Genomic DNA, 17385 nt, shown 5'->3' on the forward strand with positions numbered 1-17385 from the left:
TACTATTCGATTTTAAAAGAAAAGACTGTTAACATTTAGTTTGTCAACAGTCTGAAAACAGGGATTTAAAATCCCTGTTTTTTTAGTATACACAATGATATGACATCTCTTTATTTTATATTGTGATTAACCACGCACAAAGTAACGAGAAACAAATTCCATATTGATCTCTTTGATTTCTCTTTTCCCTTCTATATAATCTTCATACATTTCAAAAGGATCTCCAGCTCCAAATAAACCACAGCCGCTGCAGTTCTCACATCCTGCAGAATCATTACAGTCCAATGCTTCCTGTATGATTCTTTTTCTTTCTTCTCTTGTTGTATCTTTAATAAGTACACTCTTCATATCCATCACCCACTTCTAGTATAGAAATAATAGATGTAAACATCAAGTGATATACCTATCTTTTTGATATGTATTAAATATAAAGAAAAGAGATAGCATTTCTACTATCTCTTTCGTATAAATTATTCAGCAGCATCAAAATCTTTAGCAAGTGCTTCTGCTCTTGCACGACGGCGTTTAGCATCTACTAGACACTTATCGAATAATGCTTCTGCATTTTCAGGATTGATCTTAACTAACTGAGAGAATCTGTTTTCACTCATTAAGAAGTCTTTGAACTTAGAATAATCAGGAGCCTTAGAATCAATTGTAAGTGGGTTCTTACCTTCTTCAGTTAAGCGTGGGTCGTATCTTAATAAGTTGAAGTAACCACATTCAACAGCCCATTTTTCCTGTCTTGAAGAGTTGATTAATCCACCCTTGATATGATGTTCATTACATGGTGCATAAGCAATAATTAATGATGGTCCATCATAAGATTCAGCTTCCTTCATAGCCTTAATAGCCTGCATTGGGTTAGCACCTAAAGCAATCTGCGCAACATATACATGACCATAAGCCATAGCAATCTGAGCTAAGTCTTTCTTAGCAACCTTCTTACCACTTGCAGTGAACTTTGCAATAGAAGCAGCCTGTGATGATTTAGAAGACTGTCCACCAGTGTTAGAATATACTTCTGTATCAAGAACTAATACATTGACATTCTGATCATTAGCAAGAACGTGGTCTAATCCTCCGTAGCCGATATCATAAGCCCATCCGTCACCACCGATGATCCACTGTGACTTAGTGACTAATTCACCCTTCATATCAAGTAATTCCTTGATAGGTTCATTAGCTGAAGCTTCAAGTTTTTCTACTAACTCATTATAAAGAGCCTTTTCTTCAACTCTCTGACCCTTAACAGCTTCATATTTTTCAAGAACTTCTTTTAATTCTGGTTCTACATCATTCTTGTTTGCTTCAATGATTTCTAAGATATGTTTAGACATGTAGTTTTCTGCAAGCTTCATACCGAAACCAAATTCAGCATTATCTTCGAATAATGAGTTAGCCCAAGCCATACCATGACCATTCTTATCAGTAGTACATGGAGTAGATGGAGTTGAACCAGTATAGATTGATGAACATCCAGTAGCGTTCGCAATTCTCATATCAGAACCGAATAACTGAGAAGCTAAACGATAATATGGAGTTTCACCACAACCAGCGCAGGCACCAGAAGCTTCAAAGTAAGGCTTCATGAATCCAACACCCTTCACTGTAGTTGTAGGATACTTGTCATCTCTATATTCTACGTTGTTGTATACATATTCAGATAAAGCAGAATGTTCTAATTCTTCCTTAACTGGAACCATTGTAAGTGCCTTTTCACCACGTTTACCTGGACATACAGCTGCACATAATCCACAACCTACGCAGTTATCAGGAGAAACCTGGATACGGAATGATAATCCTTCAACACCCTTACCAATTGGTTTTAATACATCATTAGTAATATCTTCTGGTGCATTCTTGATTTCTTCTTCAGTCATTAAGAATGGACGGATAGTTGCATGAGGACATACCATTGCACACTGGTTACACTGGATACAGTTGTCTTTTTCCCACTTAGGAACATGGATTGCGATAGCACGTTTTTCTTTAATTGCAACACCATTCTGCATAGTACCATCAAGCTTATCTAGGAATGCTGAAGTTGGAAGGTCATAACCTTCAAGAGCATTGATAGGAGCTACAAAGTTATCAAAGTAATCATCACCAGTTGGTTTTCTTAATGGTAATACAGTTAAGTTAGACCATTCTGGATCTACAGTTACTTCTTCAATTGCATCTTTACCTGCATCGATAGCCTTATAGTTAGCCTGGACGATATTTTCACCCTTGTTGCTGTAAGACTTCTTGGCCATTTCTTTCATCTTAGTAACAGCTTCTTCGATTGGAAGAATCTGTTCATTTAATGCGAAGAATGCTGACTGTAGGATAGTGTTTGTACGTCTACCCATACCGATTTCACCAGCAATCTTGTTGGCATTAATAATATAGAACTTAGCATGCTTATCTGCTAACTGTTTCTTTACTCTATTTGGAAGGTAATCAGCGATTTCTTCTTTAGTAAATTCAGTATTTAATAAGAAACGTCCACCATCTTTTAAGTTCTTCAACATATCATACTTTAAGCAGTAGTTGTCTAATGAACAAGAGATGAAGTCTGCTCTATTTACATAGTAAGTTGCTCTAATTGGCTTATCACCAAATCTTAAGTTAGAACGAGTAGCTCCACCAGCCTTCTTAGAGTCATATGCGAAATAAGCCTGGCAGTATAAATCAGTATTATCACCAATAATCTTGATAGAAGACTTATTTGCAGATACAGTACCATCAGAACCTAAACCATAAAATAAGCACTGAGTAACACCAGAGTTGATATGGAATCCATGAACATCAGGTAATGATAAATGAGTTACGTCATCCTTAATACCAATTGTAAATCCTGTAAATGGATTATCTGAATTTAAGTGATCATAAACAGCCTTGATATGCTGAGGTGTAGTATCCTTAGAACCCATACCATAACGACCACCGATAACTAATGTATCAGCATCTCTAATGACTGAACATACATCAAGGTATAATGGTTCACCAGTAGCACCCATTTCCTTAGTACGATCAAGTACAGCAATCTTCTTAGCAGTTGCTGGTAAAACAGCCTTTAAATATTTTGCAGAGAATGGTCTATAAAGGTGTACTTTGATAACACCAACCTTTTCTCCAGTTTTAGCCATTTCATCAATAGTATCTTTAATAGTTTCAGTTACTGAACCCATTGCGATAATAACTCTATCTGCTTCTGGATCACCATAATATGTAAATGGTGCATATTCTCTACCAGTAATTTCAGAAATCTTCTTCATGTAATCTGCAGCAATTTCTACAACTGCATCATAATGCTTATTCTGAGCTTCTCTGCTCTGGAAATAAATATCATCATTATCTGCACCACCACGTTCTACTGGGTTAGTATGTGGGTTAAGTGCGTTTGCTTTAAATCTCTTAATAGCATCATGATCTACTAATGAAGCTAAAGTTTCATAATCAAGAACTTCTACTTTCTGAATTTCGTGAGATGTTCTGAAACCATCAAAGAAATGAATAAATGGCACACCCGCTTTAATAGCAGTTAAATGTGCAACACCTGCTAAATCCATAACTTCCTGTACAGAATGTGAACAAAGCATTGGTATACCTGTCTGACGGCAGGCATAAACATCCTGATGATCCCCAAAGATATTTAATGAACTAGTTGCAAGAGCTCTTGCAGCTACATGGAAAACACCTGGAAGCATTTCACCCTGAATCTTATAAAGGTTAGGAATCATTAATAATAGACCCTGAGATGCAGTAAATGTAGTAGCTAAAGCACCACCCTGTAAAGCACCGTGTACAGCTCCAGCAGCACCAGCTTCTGACTGCATTTCAACTACGTTTACAGCAGAGCCAAAAATATTTTTTCTTCCCTGTGAAGCCCATTCTTCAGCATGTTCAGCCATTGGTGAAGAAGGGGTAATTGGATAGATACTTGCTACTTCAGAAAATGCATATGCAACATGAGCGGCAGCAGTATTACCATCCATAGATAAATACTTCTTAGACATAATCTTTCAATCCTCCTTATTTATCATTATACGCTGATATGCAATAAAATACTATAATTAATTGTAAACCTGTATTTATCTAATAAATAAACATAAAATCCTACTTTCTATCAAATGCATTTGATGTTAAAATGGGAGTGAAATAAACAAAAGGAGCATAAAATGAAAACAAAAAACTGTTTTATTGGTCAGTCTGGTGGGCCTACGGTAGCCATCAATGCCTCTCTTGCAGGTATTATCACAAAATGCCAGGAAGAAGGATTTACTCATATCTATGGTATGATTAATGGTGTCCAGGGACTATTAGAAGATCACTTCATGGATCTAGGTACAACATTTGATTCTGAGGAAAAAATTCATGCATTAAAGCATTCCCCAGCAATGTATTTAGGAAGCTGTCGTTATAAGCTGCCTACAGTAAGTGATGATAAAGACACTTACGACTTGTTATTTAAAAAGTTTAATGATTTAGAAATTACTGATTTCTTCTATATTGGTGGAAATGACTCTATGGATACTGTTGCTAAACTTGCAGCATATGGAGAAACAATCAATTCCCCTATTCACTTCATCGGTATTCCAAAGACTATTGATAATGATTTGATGGGTACAGATCATACACCAGGCTTTGGTTCAGCTGCAAAGTATGTAGCAAGTTCTATGTTAGAAATTGCTTATGATTCTTCTATCTATAAGCTAGATGCTATTACTATTGTTGAAATTATGGGACGTAATGCAGGATGGTTAACAGCTGCAAGCGCACTTGCAAGAACTGAATGCAATGACGCACCTGATTTGATTTATCTACCAGAAGTGGTATTTAATAAAGAACGTTTCTTAAAGGATATCGAAAAAAAGTTTAAAGAAAAGTCTTCTATCATGATTGCTGTGAGTGAAGGTATTCATGATGAAAATGGAAACTTCTTAGACAGTGGTGATTCACAGCAGTATGATGCTTTTGGTCATCCTATTCATTTTGGTACAGGCAAGGTATTAGAAAACATCTGTAAAGAACATTTTGGATGCAAAGTAAGAAGTATTGAATTAAATGTATTACAGAGATGTGCAATGCATATTGCATCTCAGGTTGATATCGAAGAATCTTATCATATTGGTAAGAAAGCTGTAGAAACAGCTCTTGCTGATCATACAAATGTGATGATGGGTGTTAAGAGAATAAGCAAAGATCCTTATAAGGTAGAATGTATCTATAGTAATGTACAGGATATTGCGAACCTAGAACAGAAAGTTCCAGTTGAATGGATCAACAAAGAAGGTAATGATATTACTCAGGAACTTTATGACTACTTATATCCACTTATCCAGGGTGAAATTGCCATCACTTATAAGAATGGTATCCCTTCTTATATCGATATCACTCATTTAAAAGAAAATTAATTTTTCAATAAAGTCCCTTAAACGGGACTTTATTTTATTATAAGTTAATTTTAGCTTAATTTTATTCAATTTCTTGTTGACGAGTCTATATATACATGGTATTATGGGTGAGCAGTCACGAAATGGGCCTGTAGCTCAGTTGGTTAGAGCGCACCCCTGATAAGGGTGAGGTCGATGGTTCAAATCCATTCAGGCCCACCATGTTTATTTAAAATCTTTTGGGGCCTTAGCTCAGCTGGGAGAGCGCCTGCTTTGCACGCAGGAGGTCAGGAGTTCGATCCTCCTAGGCTCCACCATTTAGTACATCAAACAGACACATATGTGTCTGTTTTTTTGTTTTATTGTGTAATAAAAATCCATAGTCCTATAAGGGATTATGGATTTTTTTATTTAGTATCCTGCACCTGTATCTGTATTCTTCAAGATTTTTACCAGACGGCTTGTACCAAGTCTATCAGCACCAAGTTCAATGAACTTTTCAGCATCATCAAATGAGCTAATACCACCCGCTGCTTTCACCTTAACACCTTCACCTACATGATCATGCATAAGCTTTACATCATCAAATGTAGCACCTGCAGTAGAGAATCCTGTTGATGTCTTAATGAATTCTGCACCTGCATTTGTGACCAATTCACACATCTTGATCTTTTCTTCTTCTGTAAGAAGGCATGTTTCAATAATAACCTTTAAGATCTTACCATCACATGCTTCGTGAATCTGACGAATTTCATCTTCTACTTCTTCATATCTCTTATCTTTTAAGAAGCCGATATTAATAACCATATCAATTTCAGAAGCACCATTTGCGATAGCATCCTTTGTTTCAAATACTTTTACTGCAGTTGTACTGTATCCATTTGGGAATCCAATAACTGTACAGATGGGAAGTTTACCATCTACATATTCTGCAGCCTGCTTTACATAAGCAGCTGGAATACATGCAGATGCTGTACCATATTTGATTCCATCATCTAGGATTACCTTAATGTCTTCCCAAGTAGCACTCTGAGCTAATAATGTGTGGTCTACTTTTTTTAAAATTTCATTTGTATTCATTTTATTTATACCTCTCTTTACATATACCATTATAACAGTTTATCAAAAACAAAGTAACCAAATGTGTTCTCTGGCATCTTAATTCCAAAAATTTATGTAGTTATTGCACCTATAATCGTAAATGTATCAGTTTCTTCTAGGTCCCCTGTTTTTTTTCTGAGATAGATTTCTTTATATGCAGGGGTAAGATGCAGATTCTTATTTGATTTAGCCATGATAATAAGCCTTTCATGAAATAGAGAAACAGACATCATAATAATTATATACCTGAAAGAGAAAGATCAACTGGAAAGAAGTGAAAGACTAAACGCAACTTTGACCTGCCTAAAGTGGAATTTAACTTTTCACTTTAGAGAATCAGATTAAATGCTAGTTTTCTTTGTTTCCATATTCCTAAAATGCTATAATGTGTGAAATATCTTTGTTCACTAGGAGGTTCATATATGTTAGATGCATTTGCGAATAACTGGACAATACTTGTTATTTCCTTCTTTATTTATAGTTTCTGCGGCTGGATTTGGGAATCACTTGTCTGCCCCATTGCCACAGGTCATAAGATTCATAATAGTGGCTTTTTAACTGGACCTTGTATTCCTATTTATGGTTCAGGTGCGATTGTTGTTTGTGTTCTCTTTCCTGTTTCTAAAGACTGGTCTCTTATTTTTATTCAAGGTGCGATTGTAGCCTGCTTTATAGAATACTTAACATCTTATTTTATGGAAAAGATGTTCCATGCTAGATGGTGGGATTATTCTCAAATGAGATTCAACTTAAATGGTCGTATCTGTTTAGAAGGTTTCTTTATTTTTGGTTTCTTTTCTGTCACTGCCGTAAAGAATGTACAACCACATCTGACTCATATGCTTATTCAATATGATTATATACCTATGGTGATTGCTTCTACTGTTTGTATCACTTTATTTACAAGTGACTTCATTACAACATTTGTTGAAGCCACTCATCTTGCGAATAAATTAGAAACAATTTCACAAGATCTTAAGAACTTTGCGAATGAACTAGAATTAGATATACATTCTGAACTTACAACTGATGATATCTTCAAGATTGCCAATCAATTAAAAGATAGTCATCGTGAACATCTTATTAAGAAGTATTCACATCGTCGATTAGTTAAAGCTTTCCCTGACATTTTAAATAGATATCATTCAAAAACTCAGAAATAATGCATCTGAGTTTTTTTCTTTGTTGTAAACGTTTATAATAATAAAAGGAGGTATAATCATGGAAAAGAATGCATTATTTAAACTCAGTTATGGTTTGTATGTATTAGGTGTAAATGATGGTGAGAAGCCTAATGGCTGTATCATCAATACAGCTGTACAGCTCACAAGCAATCCTTATCGTATTGCAGTGACTGTGAATAAAGCCAATTACACACATGATGTATTGCTGAAGTCAAAGAATATGACTTTATCAGTGCTTGATATCACATGCCCTTTTGATATCTTTAAACGTTTTGGTTTCCAGAGTGGTAAAGACGTCAATAAGTTTGATGGTTTTGATATGTATGATTTAAAGGACTCATTACCTTACTTAACACAATATGCAAATGCATATATGAAGGGACATGTTATAGAGACCCTTGATGAGTTAACACATACAATGTTCATTGTCGAACTAGATGATGCTGTTATCTTAAATGATCATGATTCTATGACATATGATTATTATTTTAAGAATGTGAAGCCAAAACAAGAAAAAAAGAAAAAAGGATGGGTATGTAAGATTTGTGGATGGGTTTATGAAGGTGAAGAATTACCTGAAGATTTGATCTGCCCAATCTGTAAACATCCTGCATCTGATTTTGAACCACTATAAGTAGGAGGAAATGGAATGTTTAATGTAAGACAAATAAGTGATGATTTGTATTATGTAGGAGGAAATGATAGACGCTTAGAATTATTTGAAAATGTCTACCCTATTCCTGAGGGTGTAAGTTATAATTCTTATCTACTCGTCGATGATAAGACAGTCTTATTAGATACTGCGGACGCTGCAATTGCACATCAATTCTTGGAGAATGTTGAACATGTATTAGATGGTAAGTCTCTTGATTATGTGGTGGTCAACCATATGGAGCCGGATCATTGTGCAACACTTTGTGATATTGTAGTACGTTATCCTGATGTCAAGATTGTTGGTAACAATATGACATTCCGTATGATGAAGCAGTTCTTTGATTTTGATGTTGATCAGCATGCTGTAGTTGTCAAGGAAGGCGATCAGTTAGAAACTGGACATCATGTATTGAACTTTGTCACTACACCAATGGTACATTGGCCAGAAGTCATGATGACTTATGATTCAACAACAGGTATTTTGTTTAGTGCAGATGCTTTTGGTACTTTTGGTGCACTTCATGGCAATCTATTTACAAGTGAAATGGATCTAGATGAATCATTCTGGGATGAGGCAAGACGTTATTATACAAATATTGTTGGTAAATATGGTGTGCAGGTAACTAATGCCTTAAAGAAAGCATCTACTCTCGATATCTCAATGCTTTGTCCTTTACACGGACCTATCTGGGATGAAGATATTGGCCTCATGGTAGAACATACTGCTTCCTGGGCTGCTTATAAACCAGAAGTAAAAGGTGTTATGATTGCCTATGGTTCTATTTATGGCGGCACAGCCAATGCAGCAGAAATTCTTGCAAATAAGTTAAGTGAAAAAGGTGTTCACAACATCAAGGTATATGATGTATCTAAGACAGATCCATCTTATATCCTATCTGAATCATTTAAGTATTCTCATTTAGTGTTTGCGAGTGCTTCTTATAATGCTGGTTTATTTACACCTATGCAGGCTCTATTAATAGAAATCAAGGAACACCTTCTACAGAATCGTACATGTGTCTTGATTGAAAATGGTACTTGGGCTCCTAGTGCCAAGAAGACTATGAAAGCCATTCTTGAACCATTATCTTGGAATTATATTGGCGAGGAACTCACTATTAAGTCTCGTATGAAAGAAGCGGATTATGAAAAAATTGAGGCTCTTGCAGATGTAATTGTAGAAGATATGAATGAAGAACATCAAGTTAAGGAAGAAGCTCCTGTGCGTAAATGGCGCTGTAAGATCTGTGGTTATGAATATAGCGGAGAAGAACTTCCTGAAAACTTTATTTGTCCTCTATGTAAACATCCTTCTTCAGATTTTGAAGAAATAACTGAATAATACATACAACCAAGTCGAAGAAACAATTGTTTCTTCGGCTTTTCTATTGACAACATATAAACATATTCATATAATTAAATATGTAAAAACGTTTATATGAGGAGGAGCCATGGAAAAGAGAAATGAATTCTTAAATGCGAATGAAGATGTTGTCACAAAGGTTCTAGAGAATCAGCCTGATGATGAATATCTTTATGATTTAGCTGATCTATTCAAAACATTTGGTGATTCGACAAGAATCAAGATTCTTTATGCTTTATTTGAAGGTGAATTATGTGTGGGTGATTTAGCTACTATATTAAAACTCTCACAGCCAGCTATCAGTCACCAGCTCAAGGTATTAAAGGATGCAAAGCTAGTAAAGTTCAGAAGAGAAGGAAAAGTCATCTTCTATTCATTAGATGATGATCATGTAAGAAGTATTTTATCTATTGGAATGAATCATATTGAAGAGTAAAGGAGAAAATAATATGAAAAAGACTTATAAGGTAGATGTGGATTGTGCAAATTGTGCAAATAAGATGGAAGAAGCAGTAAAGAATACTGAAGGTGTTAAAGATGCTACTTTAAGTTTTATGACTTTAAAGCTTAAAGTAGAATTTGAGGAAGGTGTAGATCCTCAGGCAGTTATGGAAGAAGCAAGAAAAAATTGTAAAATTGTTGAGGATGATTGCGAAATCTTCCTTTAATAAGGAGTGGTTGAAATGACAAAGAAGCAAAAAAATGTTTTAAATAGAATTATTATTGCGATTGTCTTATTGATTGTGATTACTGTATTTAAGACTATTGTCCCTATACCAGGTTATGTCGAGTTTATCCTCTATTTAATCCCCTACTTTGTGATTGGACATGATATTTTAAGAAAATCTATTAAGAATATCAGTCATGGTCAGGTATTTGATGAAAATTTCTTAATGGCTGTTGCAACAATCGGGGCTATGTGTCTTGGTGAATATCTTGAAGGTTCTGCCGTTATGGTTTTCTATCAGATTGGTGAATTATTCCAGAGTATTGCGGTTGGTAAGAGTCGTAAGAATATCGCCGCTTTAATGGATATTCGTCCTGATTATGCCAATATTATGGTGAATGGAGAGATTGAAGAAGTAGATCCTGATGATGTAGAGATTGGTAGTGAAATCATTGTCAATCCTGGTGAAAAAGTTCCTATTGATGGAATTATTGTAGAGGGTGATACAACACTCAATACAAGTGCCTTAACAGGTGAAAGTGTTCCTCGTGATGCGCATTGTGGTGATGAAATCTATAGTGGTTCTATTAATATGACAGCACGTATCACTGTTAAAACAACAAAAGAATTTGGTGAATCAACAGTTTCTAAGATTCTTGATCTTGTAGAAAACTCAAGTATGAAGAAATCTAAAACAGAAAACTTTATTACTAAGTTTGCAAAGTATTACACACCTGTTGTATGTTATAGTGCTTTGGCTCTTGCTGTTATTCCTCCTATTGTATTGACTATCATGGGACAGCCTGCACGTGTAGGAGACTGGATTTTCAGAGCCCTCACATTCTTAGTTATCAGTTGTCCTTGTGCTCTTGTTATTTCTATTCCATTAAGTTTCTTTGGTGGTATCGGATGTGCCAGCAAGAATGGTATTCTTGTAAAGGGTTCTAACTACTTAGAAACATTATCTGACGTAAAGTACTTTGTTTTTGATAAGACAGGTACATTAACCAAGGGTGTATTTGAAGTAACTGATGTTGTGCCTGCAGAAGGTTTTGATCAAGATAGCTTATTAGAATATGCTGCTTATGCAGAAAGTGCTTCTACACATCCTATCAGCATCAGTTTAAAAAAAGCTTATAATAAAAAGATTGATAATACTCTTGTAGCCCATATCCAGGAAATAGCAGGTCATGGTGTAGAAGCAGACTATAATGGTCATCATATTCTTGCTGGTAATGCAAAATTGATGAAGTTAAAAGGTATTGATTATACTGCTTATACAAAGGCTGGTACACTTGTATATGTGGCAGTAGATGATAAGTATGCAGGTTGTATTGTGATTTCTGATATTATCAAGGATCATGCAAAAGAAGCTATAAGTGGTTTGAAATCATTAGGGGCTAAAGAAACTGTTATGTTAACAGGCGATAGTGCTTCTACTGCCAATCTTGTGGCCAATACAATTGGCATTGATACAGTACATAGTGAACTTCTTCCTGCTGATAAAGTAGATGAAGTTGAAAAATTATTAAGCAAGAAATCGAATAAAGAAAAACTCGCCTTCGTAGGTGATGGAATCAATGACGCCCCAGTACTCTCTCGTGCAGATATTGGTATTGCGATGGGTGGTCTTGGTAGTGATGCAGCCATTGAAGCAGCAGATGTTGTTCTTATGGATGATGATCCATTGAAGATTTCTCTTGCTATGAAGATTTCTACTAAGACATTAAGAATTGTAAAACAGAATATTGTCTTCGCATTAGCTGTTAAATTCCTCTGTTTAGTATTAGGTGCACTTGGTATTGCGAATATGTGGCTTGCCATCTTTGCAGATGTAGGCGTTATGATTCTTGCAGTAATGAATGCCACACGTGCTCTCTCAATCCATAATTAAGGTATCCTTAGGGATGCCTTTTTCATTGCACAGAGAAGTGCTTTTTACATAATGACCTAGCATTGATGAAAAACATACTTTTGAGTATACTATATTTGAATGGAGGTGTTCTATATGGCAACAACAAACCTAAATATTCGCACTGATAAAGAGATCAAGGATCAAGCGGAAAAAATCTTCAATGAACTTGGTCTGAATATGACAACCGCTGTAAATATGTTCCTAAGAACAGTTATCCGTGAACATGGTATTCCTTTTGAATTAAAACTTGACGCACCAAATAATATTACAGCCACTGCCATTGAGGAAGGTAGAAAAATGATGAAGGATCCTTCTTCTCCTAGATATTCTAGTATGGATGCACTTAAGGATGCATTTAACGTATAAAATGCGATATTCAATTTATCAATCAATTCAGAATTCATGAGTACGCAGACATGCAAACCAGAACTATAACAAAAATAAATAACAGGTGGAAGAATATGCCGTTATATACGCATAACTCCACCTGTTTTCTATTCTGTATATAGAAATAACCATCAACTCATCTAGATGAGTATACCTTGCAGATGATCACATTCATGTTGAATAATCTGAGCTGTAAAGCCACTGTAGGTTTTAATCTTCTTTTTAAATGATTCATCAAAGTAAGAAACTTTGATTGTGTCATAACGCTTCACTGTTTTTTGTCCTATATGAGATAAACACCCTTCTTGATATTCATGATAATTCCCACTTGTTTTAATGATTTCAGGATTATACATAACCTGCATCTTATCATCTTCTAAAAATATAATAACTGCTTTATTATAGCCAATCATATTTCCTGCCATACCGACACATTCATGTAAATGAGCTTTAAGTGTATCTTTTAAATCAGTTCCTATATATAAATCTTCTTTTGTTGCTTTTTCTGCTACCTGTGATAAGAAGAAATCATCCTTTACTATTTCTTTAATCATTCACCTATCCTCCTAAAATATATTATAGCATAAGAAAACAGGCTCTTATGAGCCTGTTAAACATATTATAATCCTTTTTCAGTTAATTCTCTTGCAACATCATCTTTGATTGTTACGCCTTCTGCTTCAAGTCTTGCAATAGTATCTGCAAACTGAGGTAGATATTTCTTATGGGCAATTAATAATTCATCCATAATACGTTTTGCACTTGTACCTGCAACAATCTGTGGATTGATTATGAAAGCCTGTAATAAAGTTCCATAATCACCTGTTACAGCTGCTTCTTCAACACATAATTCCATGTTCTTCATGCACTGTACCCAGCCTCTTTCAGCAGGTTCTAAAGGACCAAATGCGATAGGTCTTGCACCAGTATTGCCAATATAAGCAGACACTTCTACAGCACAATCAACAGGAAGATCAGGCACTGCACCATTGTTTTTAGTTGTAACAACGATATGAGTTAACTTATTTACATAAATAGAAGCAATTGTTTCACAAGCAGCATCACTGTAATGTGCTCCACCACGTTTTGCAAGCTGTTCTGGCTTATGATCTAGGTTAGGATCCTTATATAATTCAAATAATTCATGTTCAGTCTGCTGTACCTGCTGACCTCTTGTTCCAACATTAGGATCATTGTATTCCTTTAAACCATGTGCCAACATTTCTTCTTCACGATAGTAATATCTATGATATCCACAAGGAATCATATTCATACGTAATAACTGTTCTTTAAAGAATGGGATATCATGAATATTAGCTGGGATACCCATATCTTTACCTTCATACATTGCATTGATGATGTCTTTAGTGACTTCATGACCATGTTCATCAAATACTTTATGCCAATGGAAATGGTTTAAACCTGCAAACTTGTAAGTCAACTGATCCAATGTTTTTCCGATTGTTTTTGGTTCATCAATCATAGCACCTACTGGTACGTTACATAAACCAATAACCTTATCCCACTTACCATATTTCATAACTGATTCAGTCACCATTCCACTTGGATTAGTGAAGTTGATCAGCCATGCATCAGGGCATAGCTCCTTCATATCTTCTACAATGCTTAAGATTACTGGAATAGTACGTAATGCTTTGAACATTCCTCCAGCACCATTTGTTTCCTGTCCTAACATTCCATAAGAAAATGGAATTCTTTCATCCTTGATACGTGCATTTAATAAACCGACTCTGAACTGTGTAGTAACGAAGTCAGCACCTGGTAATGCTTCTCTACGGTCTAGTGTAAGATGTACTTTTACATCATAAGGTGAAGCATCCCACATTCTCTGTGCCATTTCTCCTACGATTTCAAGTTTTTCTTTACCATCTTCGATATCACATAGCCAGATTTCTCTGATTGGGAGTTCATCATATCTCTTGATGAAACCTTCCATTAATTCTGGTGTATAGCTGCTGCCTCCACCAATAGTAACGATTTTTACGCCTTCTTTGCTCATTTTTGCGTACCTCCTTTAGCCAACTCTATTATACGTAAAAAGAATATAGAAAACATTAAAATGTAAGCGAAAACAACAGTGTTCCCTTTTTGTTCCTTATTTATAAGGAATATAGGGAACACTGTTCTATTTGATGATGGGGTTATCTGTTTTTCTACCATAATCAGTGAAGATATTTTCACATTCTATAGATGTCACAGTTTTGTTTTCAAGATGCTCATCGTAGCTGGTATTAAAGAAACCTGCATAGAGAACATCTAATAAATAAAGTAATGAAAGATTAAAAGAGAATGTACCTAAATTATCAATCAACTTTTCTCTGGTAGATACATATAAGCAGCAGTCTGACTGACTAGAAAGAGAATTAGTGCCATAGGTTGTAATAGTAATAAAAGGTAGTTTTCTTTCAATTAATTTATGACAGATAAAGAGGCATTTTGATGTCTCTCCAGAATAGCTGATCAAGATAAACAAAGTCTTTTGATCACAATAACAAGCTTCATAAAAAGCTTCATCTATACTATCATCAACATCTACCTTTTTTCCGATTTTCATCATTTTCTCTTTAAATGTATACGCGATTCCCTTTTGGGCGCCGGATACGACAATCGCAATATGTGCGTTCTTTTCAATACGATTGATGGCTTCCTGAAGAGTATCATGATTAACCAAAGAAATAGTATCCTGTAATGTTTCATCATAAAGTAATCCTACTTTATTCGCAATCACAATGTTCTTATCATTTTGTGAGAATGGTCTATTACTATCAATTTCCTGAAAGTGTGTGGATAAGTATCGTATTTCTTCTAAATATTGTTTTTTGAAATCATTAAATCCTTCAAATCCTAACTTCTGAACAAAACGTACAACTGATGAAGGGGCTAAAAATACTTCTTTTGCGACTGTTCTTACTGTCGCTTTTTCTAATAGAATACCTTCCTCTATCAAATATTGTCCTAATCGTTTTTCATTAGGGTTCATCGGACTTTTTTCTAATGCTTCTCTTATTAACATAGTTCTTTAAAAGGAATGAATGGTGCTGTGGTTTTCTCAAGTCTTTTTTCTAAATAAACAACATCCAGCCATTGATCAAACTTATAGCCACATTCATGGAAATGAGCTGCTTCTTTAAAACCATATTTTTCATGAAAAGCGATACTTGCATCATTTGGATAGGTAATGCATCCATAAAGATTCGTAATATTCATTCTTTTGAGATAATCAATCAAAGCGTTATAAAGAAGATGTCCAATCCCTTTATGACGCTTTCTATCATCGATATAAATAGATAATTCTGCAGAATGATCATAGGCACGACGATCATACAATGTGCCTGCATAAGCATATCCTACGACTTCCCCTTCTTCTATTGCGACTAGATAGGGATATTTTTCTAAAGTATGGCTGATACGTTCTGCCATTTCTTTGACTGTCGGTGGTTCTAATTCAAATGTGATAGTTGTATTAAGGACATAGGGTGCATAAATCTTCTGGATAGACTCTGCATCCTCTACTGTTGCGATTCTAATAGTAATCATCATTGCTCCTCCTTATTATTTATCATATTTTATAATATTCTCAAAAAATTATAAAGTATTAAACAATCTACTTAGTACTATTTGTGAAAACAATTTTGTGTCTGATAATCAGTATTTTCTTTTAAAAGATTACGTTAAGATTAAATTTTAAAATTGATTACTTTACAATCGTCGCTTAGAAATAAGCACATCATCTTATAAAACGGTCAATATAGTACGTGACATTATATTTATGCATATGAAGAGAGGGATTCTCTACTGGTTTCGCATAGAAAAAAAGTACCATGTATCACATTTTTTACACGTTTGACAGATGATGAATATGAACCGCCCCTGCCAAGTAGACAGGTGAAATAATTAAAAACATGTACCCTTGCCTGCCACGTAGTGGCAGGCAATTTTTTTATGCATAATGTGCTGCCTTATATTTCTGTATCGCTTTGTTCTCAGGTATTGGATACTGAACTGGATTCTCATTGCACAATGCTTCACTTCTTACTTCATAAGGTGTTCTCACACCAAATCTTCTTTGATATCTTTCATGACTGTAATATCTTACCCATTATTTTATTGCCACTTCTAATTCCTCTCTTATCCTTTAATTCTATATAATCATTATATAACTTTACCCATACAAGTACTGTCCCGCATGCAGGAATTTTATACTTTACTGCAATATCTCTCAGTGATCCGTCTCCAGCTAGATATGCTTCTGTACCCTTCCTTTTAAACTCCTTAGTATATGATTCATTTGCGGGCTTCTCATCGAATGCAGAACAGCCATATGCTTGAAAGATTCTAATCCACCTTTGAACTTTAGTTATACATACATTTATTTCTTCAACTAGACTAGTAACTTATTCACTACCATCTAAGTACCTTCTACATATTTCAATTTTTTCTTCCCATAAAAAAACCTCCTCAGCAAACAGTGATTTTAATTATTTACACTGTCTACTAGGAGGTCATCATATCACGTTGCAGAGCATTATTTTAATTTTAATGTCTGCAGGATAAGTGCGAGGTTATCATTTGTCAAATTGCAGTATTCGATTAAATTCGCCAGTTTATCACACTGTTCGCCGTCACCGATGATGTCGAAACGACTGCGCCAGATTGTTGGTAAGATTCTATCATCATTATCAGGGTCATAATGGCCAAATGAACGTTCCATG

At 35.0% G+C, this 17385-nt stretch carries 16 protein-coding genes and 2 tRNA genes; 10 read left to right on the forward strand and 8 right to left on the reverse strand.

The window, feature by feature from the left end:
• Nucleotides 1-126: 126 nt before the first annotated feature.
• Nucleotides 127-354, reverse strand: a complete 228-nt coding sequence (locus tag QZQ55_RS07570) for a hypothetical protein (protein WP_006506429.1) — start codon at nucleotides 352-354, stop codon at nucleotides 127-129.
• A 116-nt stretch (nucleotides 355-470) separates the two neighbouring features.
• Nucleotides 471-4004: a pyruvate:ferredoxin (flavodoxin) oxidoreductase gene (nifJ, locus tag QZQ55_RS07575; protein ID WP_295091858.1), complete on the reverse strand. Its 3534-nt coding sequence runs from the start codon at nucleotides 4002-4004 to the stop codon at nucleotides 471-473.
• Between the two features lie 162 nt (nucleotides 4005-4166).
• On the opposite strand from nifJ, the gene QZQ55_RS07580 reads away from it, so the two are divergent.
• From QZQ55_RS07580 to QZQ55_RS07590, 3 genes are all read left to right on the forward strand, one after another.
• Nucleotides 4167-5402: a 6-phosphofructokinase gene (locus tag QZQ55_RS07580; protein WP_295091861.1), complete on the forward strand. Its 1236-nt coding sequence runs from the start codon at nucleotides 4167-4169 to the stop codon at nucleotides 5400-5402.
• 124 nt (nucleotides 5403-5526) lie between these two features.
• Nucleotides 5527-5603: transfer RNA gene (locus tag QZQ55_RS07585), tRNA-Ile, on the forward strand.
• 19 nt (nucleotides 5604-5622) lie between these two features.
• A tRNA-Ala gene (locus QZQ55_RS07590) sits at nucleotides 5623-5698 on the forward strand.
• 94 nt (nucleotides 5699-5792) lie between these two features.
• Here the strand turns inward: QZQ55_RS07590 and deoC are convergent.
• The gene (gene deoC, locus QZQ55_RS07595) at nucleotides 5793-6461 is read right to left on the reverse strand and encodes a deoxyribose-phosphate aldolase (RefSeq protein ID WP_295091864.1); all 669 of its coding nucleotides are present in this window, start codon (nucleotides 6459-6461) and stop codon (nucleotides 5793-5795) included.
• 443 nt (nucleotides 6462-6904) lie between these two features.
• Between deoC and QZQ55_RS07600 the strand changes: the two genes are divergently transcribed.
• The 7 genes from QZQ55_RS07600 (at nucleotide 6905) to QZQ55_RS07630 (ending at nucleotide 12631) form a co-directional block, all read left to right on the forward strand.
• On the forward strand, nucleotides 6905-7645 hold the full coding sequence (locus QZQ55_RS07600; protein ID WP_295091867.1) for a putative ABC transporter permease: 741 nt from the start codon (nucleotides 6905-6907) through the stop codon (nucleotides 7643-7645).
• A gap of 58 nt (nucleotides 7646-7703) precedes the next feature.
• Entirely contained in the window at nucleotides 7704-8300 is a 597-nt protein-coding gene (locus tag QZQ55_RS07605) for a flavin reductase (RefSeq protein ID WP_295091869.1), read from the forward strand.
• 15 nt (nucleotides 8301-8315) lie between these two features.
• A complete protein-coding gene (locus QZQ55_RS07610; RefSeq protein WP_295091871.1) occupies nucleotides 8316-9662 on the forward strand; it encodes a rubredoxin-like domain-containing protein in 1347 nt (448 codons plus the stop codon).
• A gap of 109 nt (nucleotides 9663-9771) precedes the next feature.
• On the forward strand, nucleotides 9772-10119 hold the full coding sequence (locus QZQ55_RS07615; protein ID WP_295091873.1) for a metalloregulator ArsR/SmtB family transcription factor: 348 nt from the start codon (nucleotides 9772-9774) through the stop codon (nucleotides 10117-10119).
• Between the two features lie 13 nt (nucleotides 10120-10132).
• Nucleotides 10133-10351, forward strand: coding sequence for a cation transporter (locus QZQ55_RS07620; protein ID WP_295091876.1), 219 nt, complete (start codon nucleotides 10133-10135; stop codon nucleotides 10349-10351).
• A 15-nt stretch (nucleotides 10352-10366) separates the two neighbouring features.
• Nucleotides 10367-12244, forward strand: a complete 1878-nt coding sequence (locus QZQ55_RS07625; protein WP_295091879.1) for a heavy metal translocating P-type ATPase — start codon at nucleotides 10367-10369, stop codon at nucleotides 12242-12244.
• 114 nt (nucleotides 12245-12358) lie between these two features.
• Nucleotides 12359-12631, forward strand: a complete 273-nt coding sequence (locus QZQ55_RS07630; protein WP_295091881.1) for a type II toxin-antitoxin system RelB/DinJ family antitoxin — start codon at nucleotides 12359-12361, stop codon at nucleotides 12629-12631.
• A gap of 161 nt (nucleotides 12632-12792) precedes the next feature.
• Here the strand turns inward: QZQ55_RS07630 and QZQ55_RS07635 are convergent, their stop codons facing one another.
• The 5 genes from QZQ55_RS07635 to QZQ55_RS07655 all read right to left on the reverse strand — a co-directional run.
• On the reverse strand, nucleotides 12793-13206 hold the full coding sequence (locus QZQ55_RS07635; RefSeq protein WP_295091884.1) for a peptide deformylase: 414 nt from the start codon (nucleotides 13204-13206) through the stop codon (nucleotides 12793-12795).
• A 65-nt stretch (nucleotides 13207-13271) separates the two neighbouring features.
• Complete coding sequence (locus tag QZQ55_RS07640; RefSeq protein ID WP_295091887.1) at nucleotides 13272-14672, reverse strand: 6-phospho-beta-glucosidase; 1401 nt, start codon at nucleotides 14670-14672, stop codon at nucleotides 13272-13274.
• Between the two features lie 126 nt (nucleotides 14673-14798).
• The gene (locus QZQ55_RS07645) at nucleotides 14799-15686 is read right to left on the reverse strand and encodes a MurR/RpiR family transcriptional regulator (protein ID WP_295091890.1); all 888 of its coding nucleotides are present in this window, start codon (nucleotides 15684-15686) and stop codon (nucleotides 14799-14801) included.
• Nucleotides 15680-16210, reverse strand: coding sequence for a GNAT family N-acetyltransferase (locus QZQ55_RS07650; RefSeq protein ID WP_295091893.1), 531 nt, complete (start codon nucleotides 16208-16210; stop codon nucleotides 15680-15682). Before QZQ55_RS07650 ends, QZQ55_RS07645 begins: the two co-directional genes overlap by 7 nt.
• A 988-nt stretch (nucleotides 16211-17198) precedes the next feature.
• The coding region (locus tag QZQ55_RS07655; protein ID WP_295091896.1) for a hypothetical protein at nucleotides 17199-17385 on the reverse strand (187 nt) is incomplete at its 5' end.

The organism is uncultured Catenibacterium sp. (assembly GCF_900540665.1).
Lineage (GTDB): Bacteria > Bacillota_I > Bacilli_A > Erysipelotrichales > Coprobacillaceae > Catenibacterium.

Coding starts and splice junctions, on each gene's coding strand:
- QZQ55_RS07610 (WP_295091871.1), top strand. CDS start 8,316: ATGTTTAATGTAAGACAAATAAGTGATGATTTGTATTATGTAGGAGGA.
- deoC (WP_295091864.1), bottom strand. CDS start 6,461: ATGAATACAAATGAAATTTTAAAAAAAGTAGACCACACATTATTAGCT.
- QZQ55_RS07650 (WP_295091893.1), bottom strand. CDS start 16,210: ATGATTACTATTAGAATCGCAACAGTAGAGGATGCAGAGTCTATCCAG.
- QZQ55_RS07580 (WP_295091861.1), top strand. CDS start 4,167: ATGAAAACAAAAAACTGTTTTATTGGTCAGTCTGGTGGGCCTACGGTA.
- QZQ55_RS07640 (WP_295091887.1), bottom strand. CDS start 14,672: ATGAGCAAAGAAGGCGTAAAAATCGTTACTATTGGTGGAGGCAGCAGC.
- QZQ55_RS07615 (WP_295091873.1), top strand. CDS start 9,772: ATGGAAAAGAGAAATGAATTCTTAAATGCGAATGAAGATGTTGTCACA.
- QZQ55_RS07600 (WP_295091867.1), top strand. CDS start 6,905: ATGTTAGATGCATTTGCGAATAACTGGACAATACTTGTTATTTCCTTC.
- QZQ55_RS07630 (WP_295091881.1), top strand. CDS start 12,359: ATGGCAACAACAAACCTAAATATTCGCACTGATAAAGAGATCAAGGAT.
- QZQ55_RS07645 (WP_295091890.1), bottom strand. CDS start 15,686: ATGTTAATAAGAGAAGCATTAGAAAAAAGTCCGATGAACCCTAATGAA.
- QZQ55_RS07605 (WP_295091869.1), top strand. CDS start 7,704: ATGGAAAAGAATGCATTATTTAAACTCAGTTATGGTTTGTATGTATTA.
- QZQ55_RS07620 (WP_295091876.1), top strand. CDS start 10,133: ATGAAAAAGACTTATAAGGTAGATGTGGATTGTGCAAATTGTGCAAAT.
- nifJ (WP_295091858.1), bottom strand. CDS start 4,004: ATGTCTAAGAAGTATTTATCTATGGATGGTAATACTGCTGCCGCTCAT.
- QZQ55_RS07635 (WP_295091884.1), bottom strand. CDS start 13,206: ATGATTAAAGAAATAGTAAAGGATGATTTCTTCTTATCACAGGTAGCA.
- QZQ55_RS07570 (WP_006506429.1), bottom strand. CDS start 354: ATGGATATGAAGAGTGTACTTATTAAAGATACAACAAGAGAAGAAAGA.
- QZQ55_RS07625 (WP_295091879.1), top strand. CDS start 10,367: ATGACAAAGAAGCAAAAAAATGTTTTAAATAGAATTATTATTGCGATT.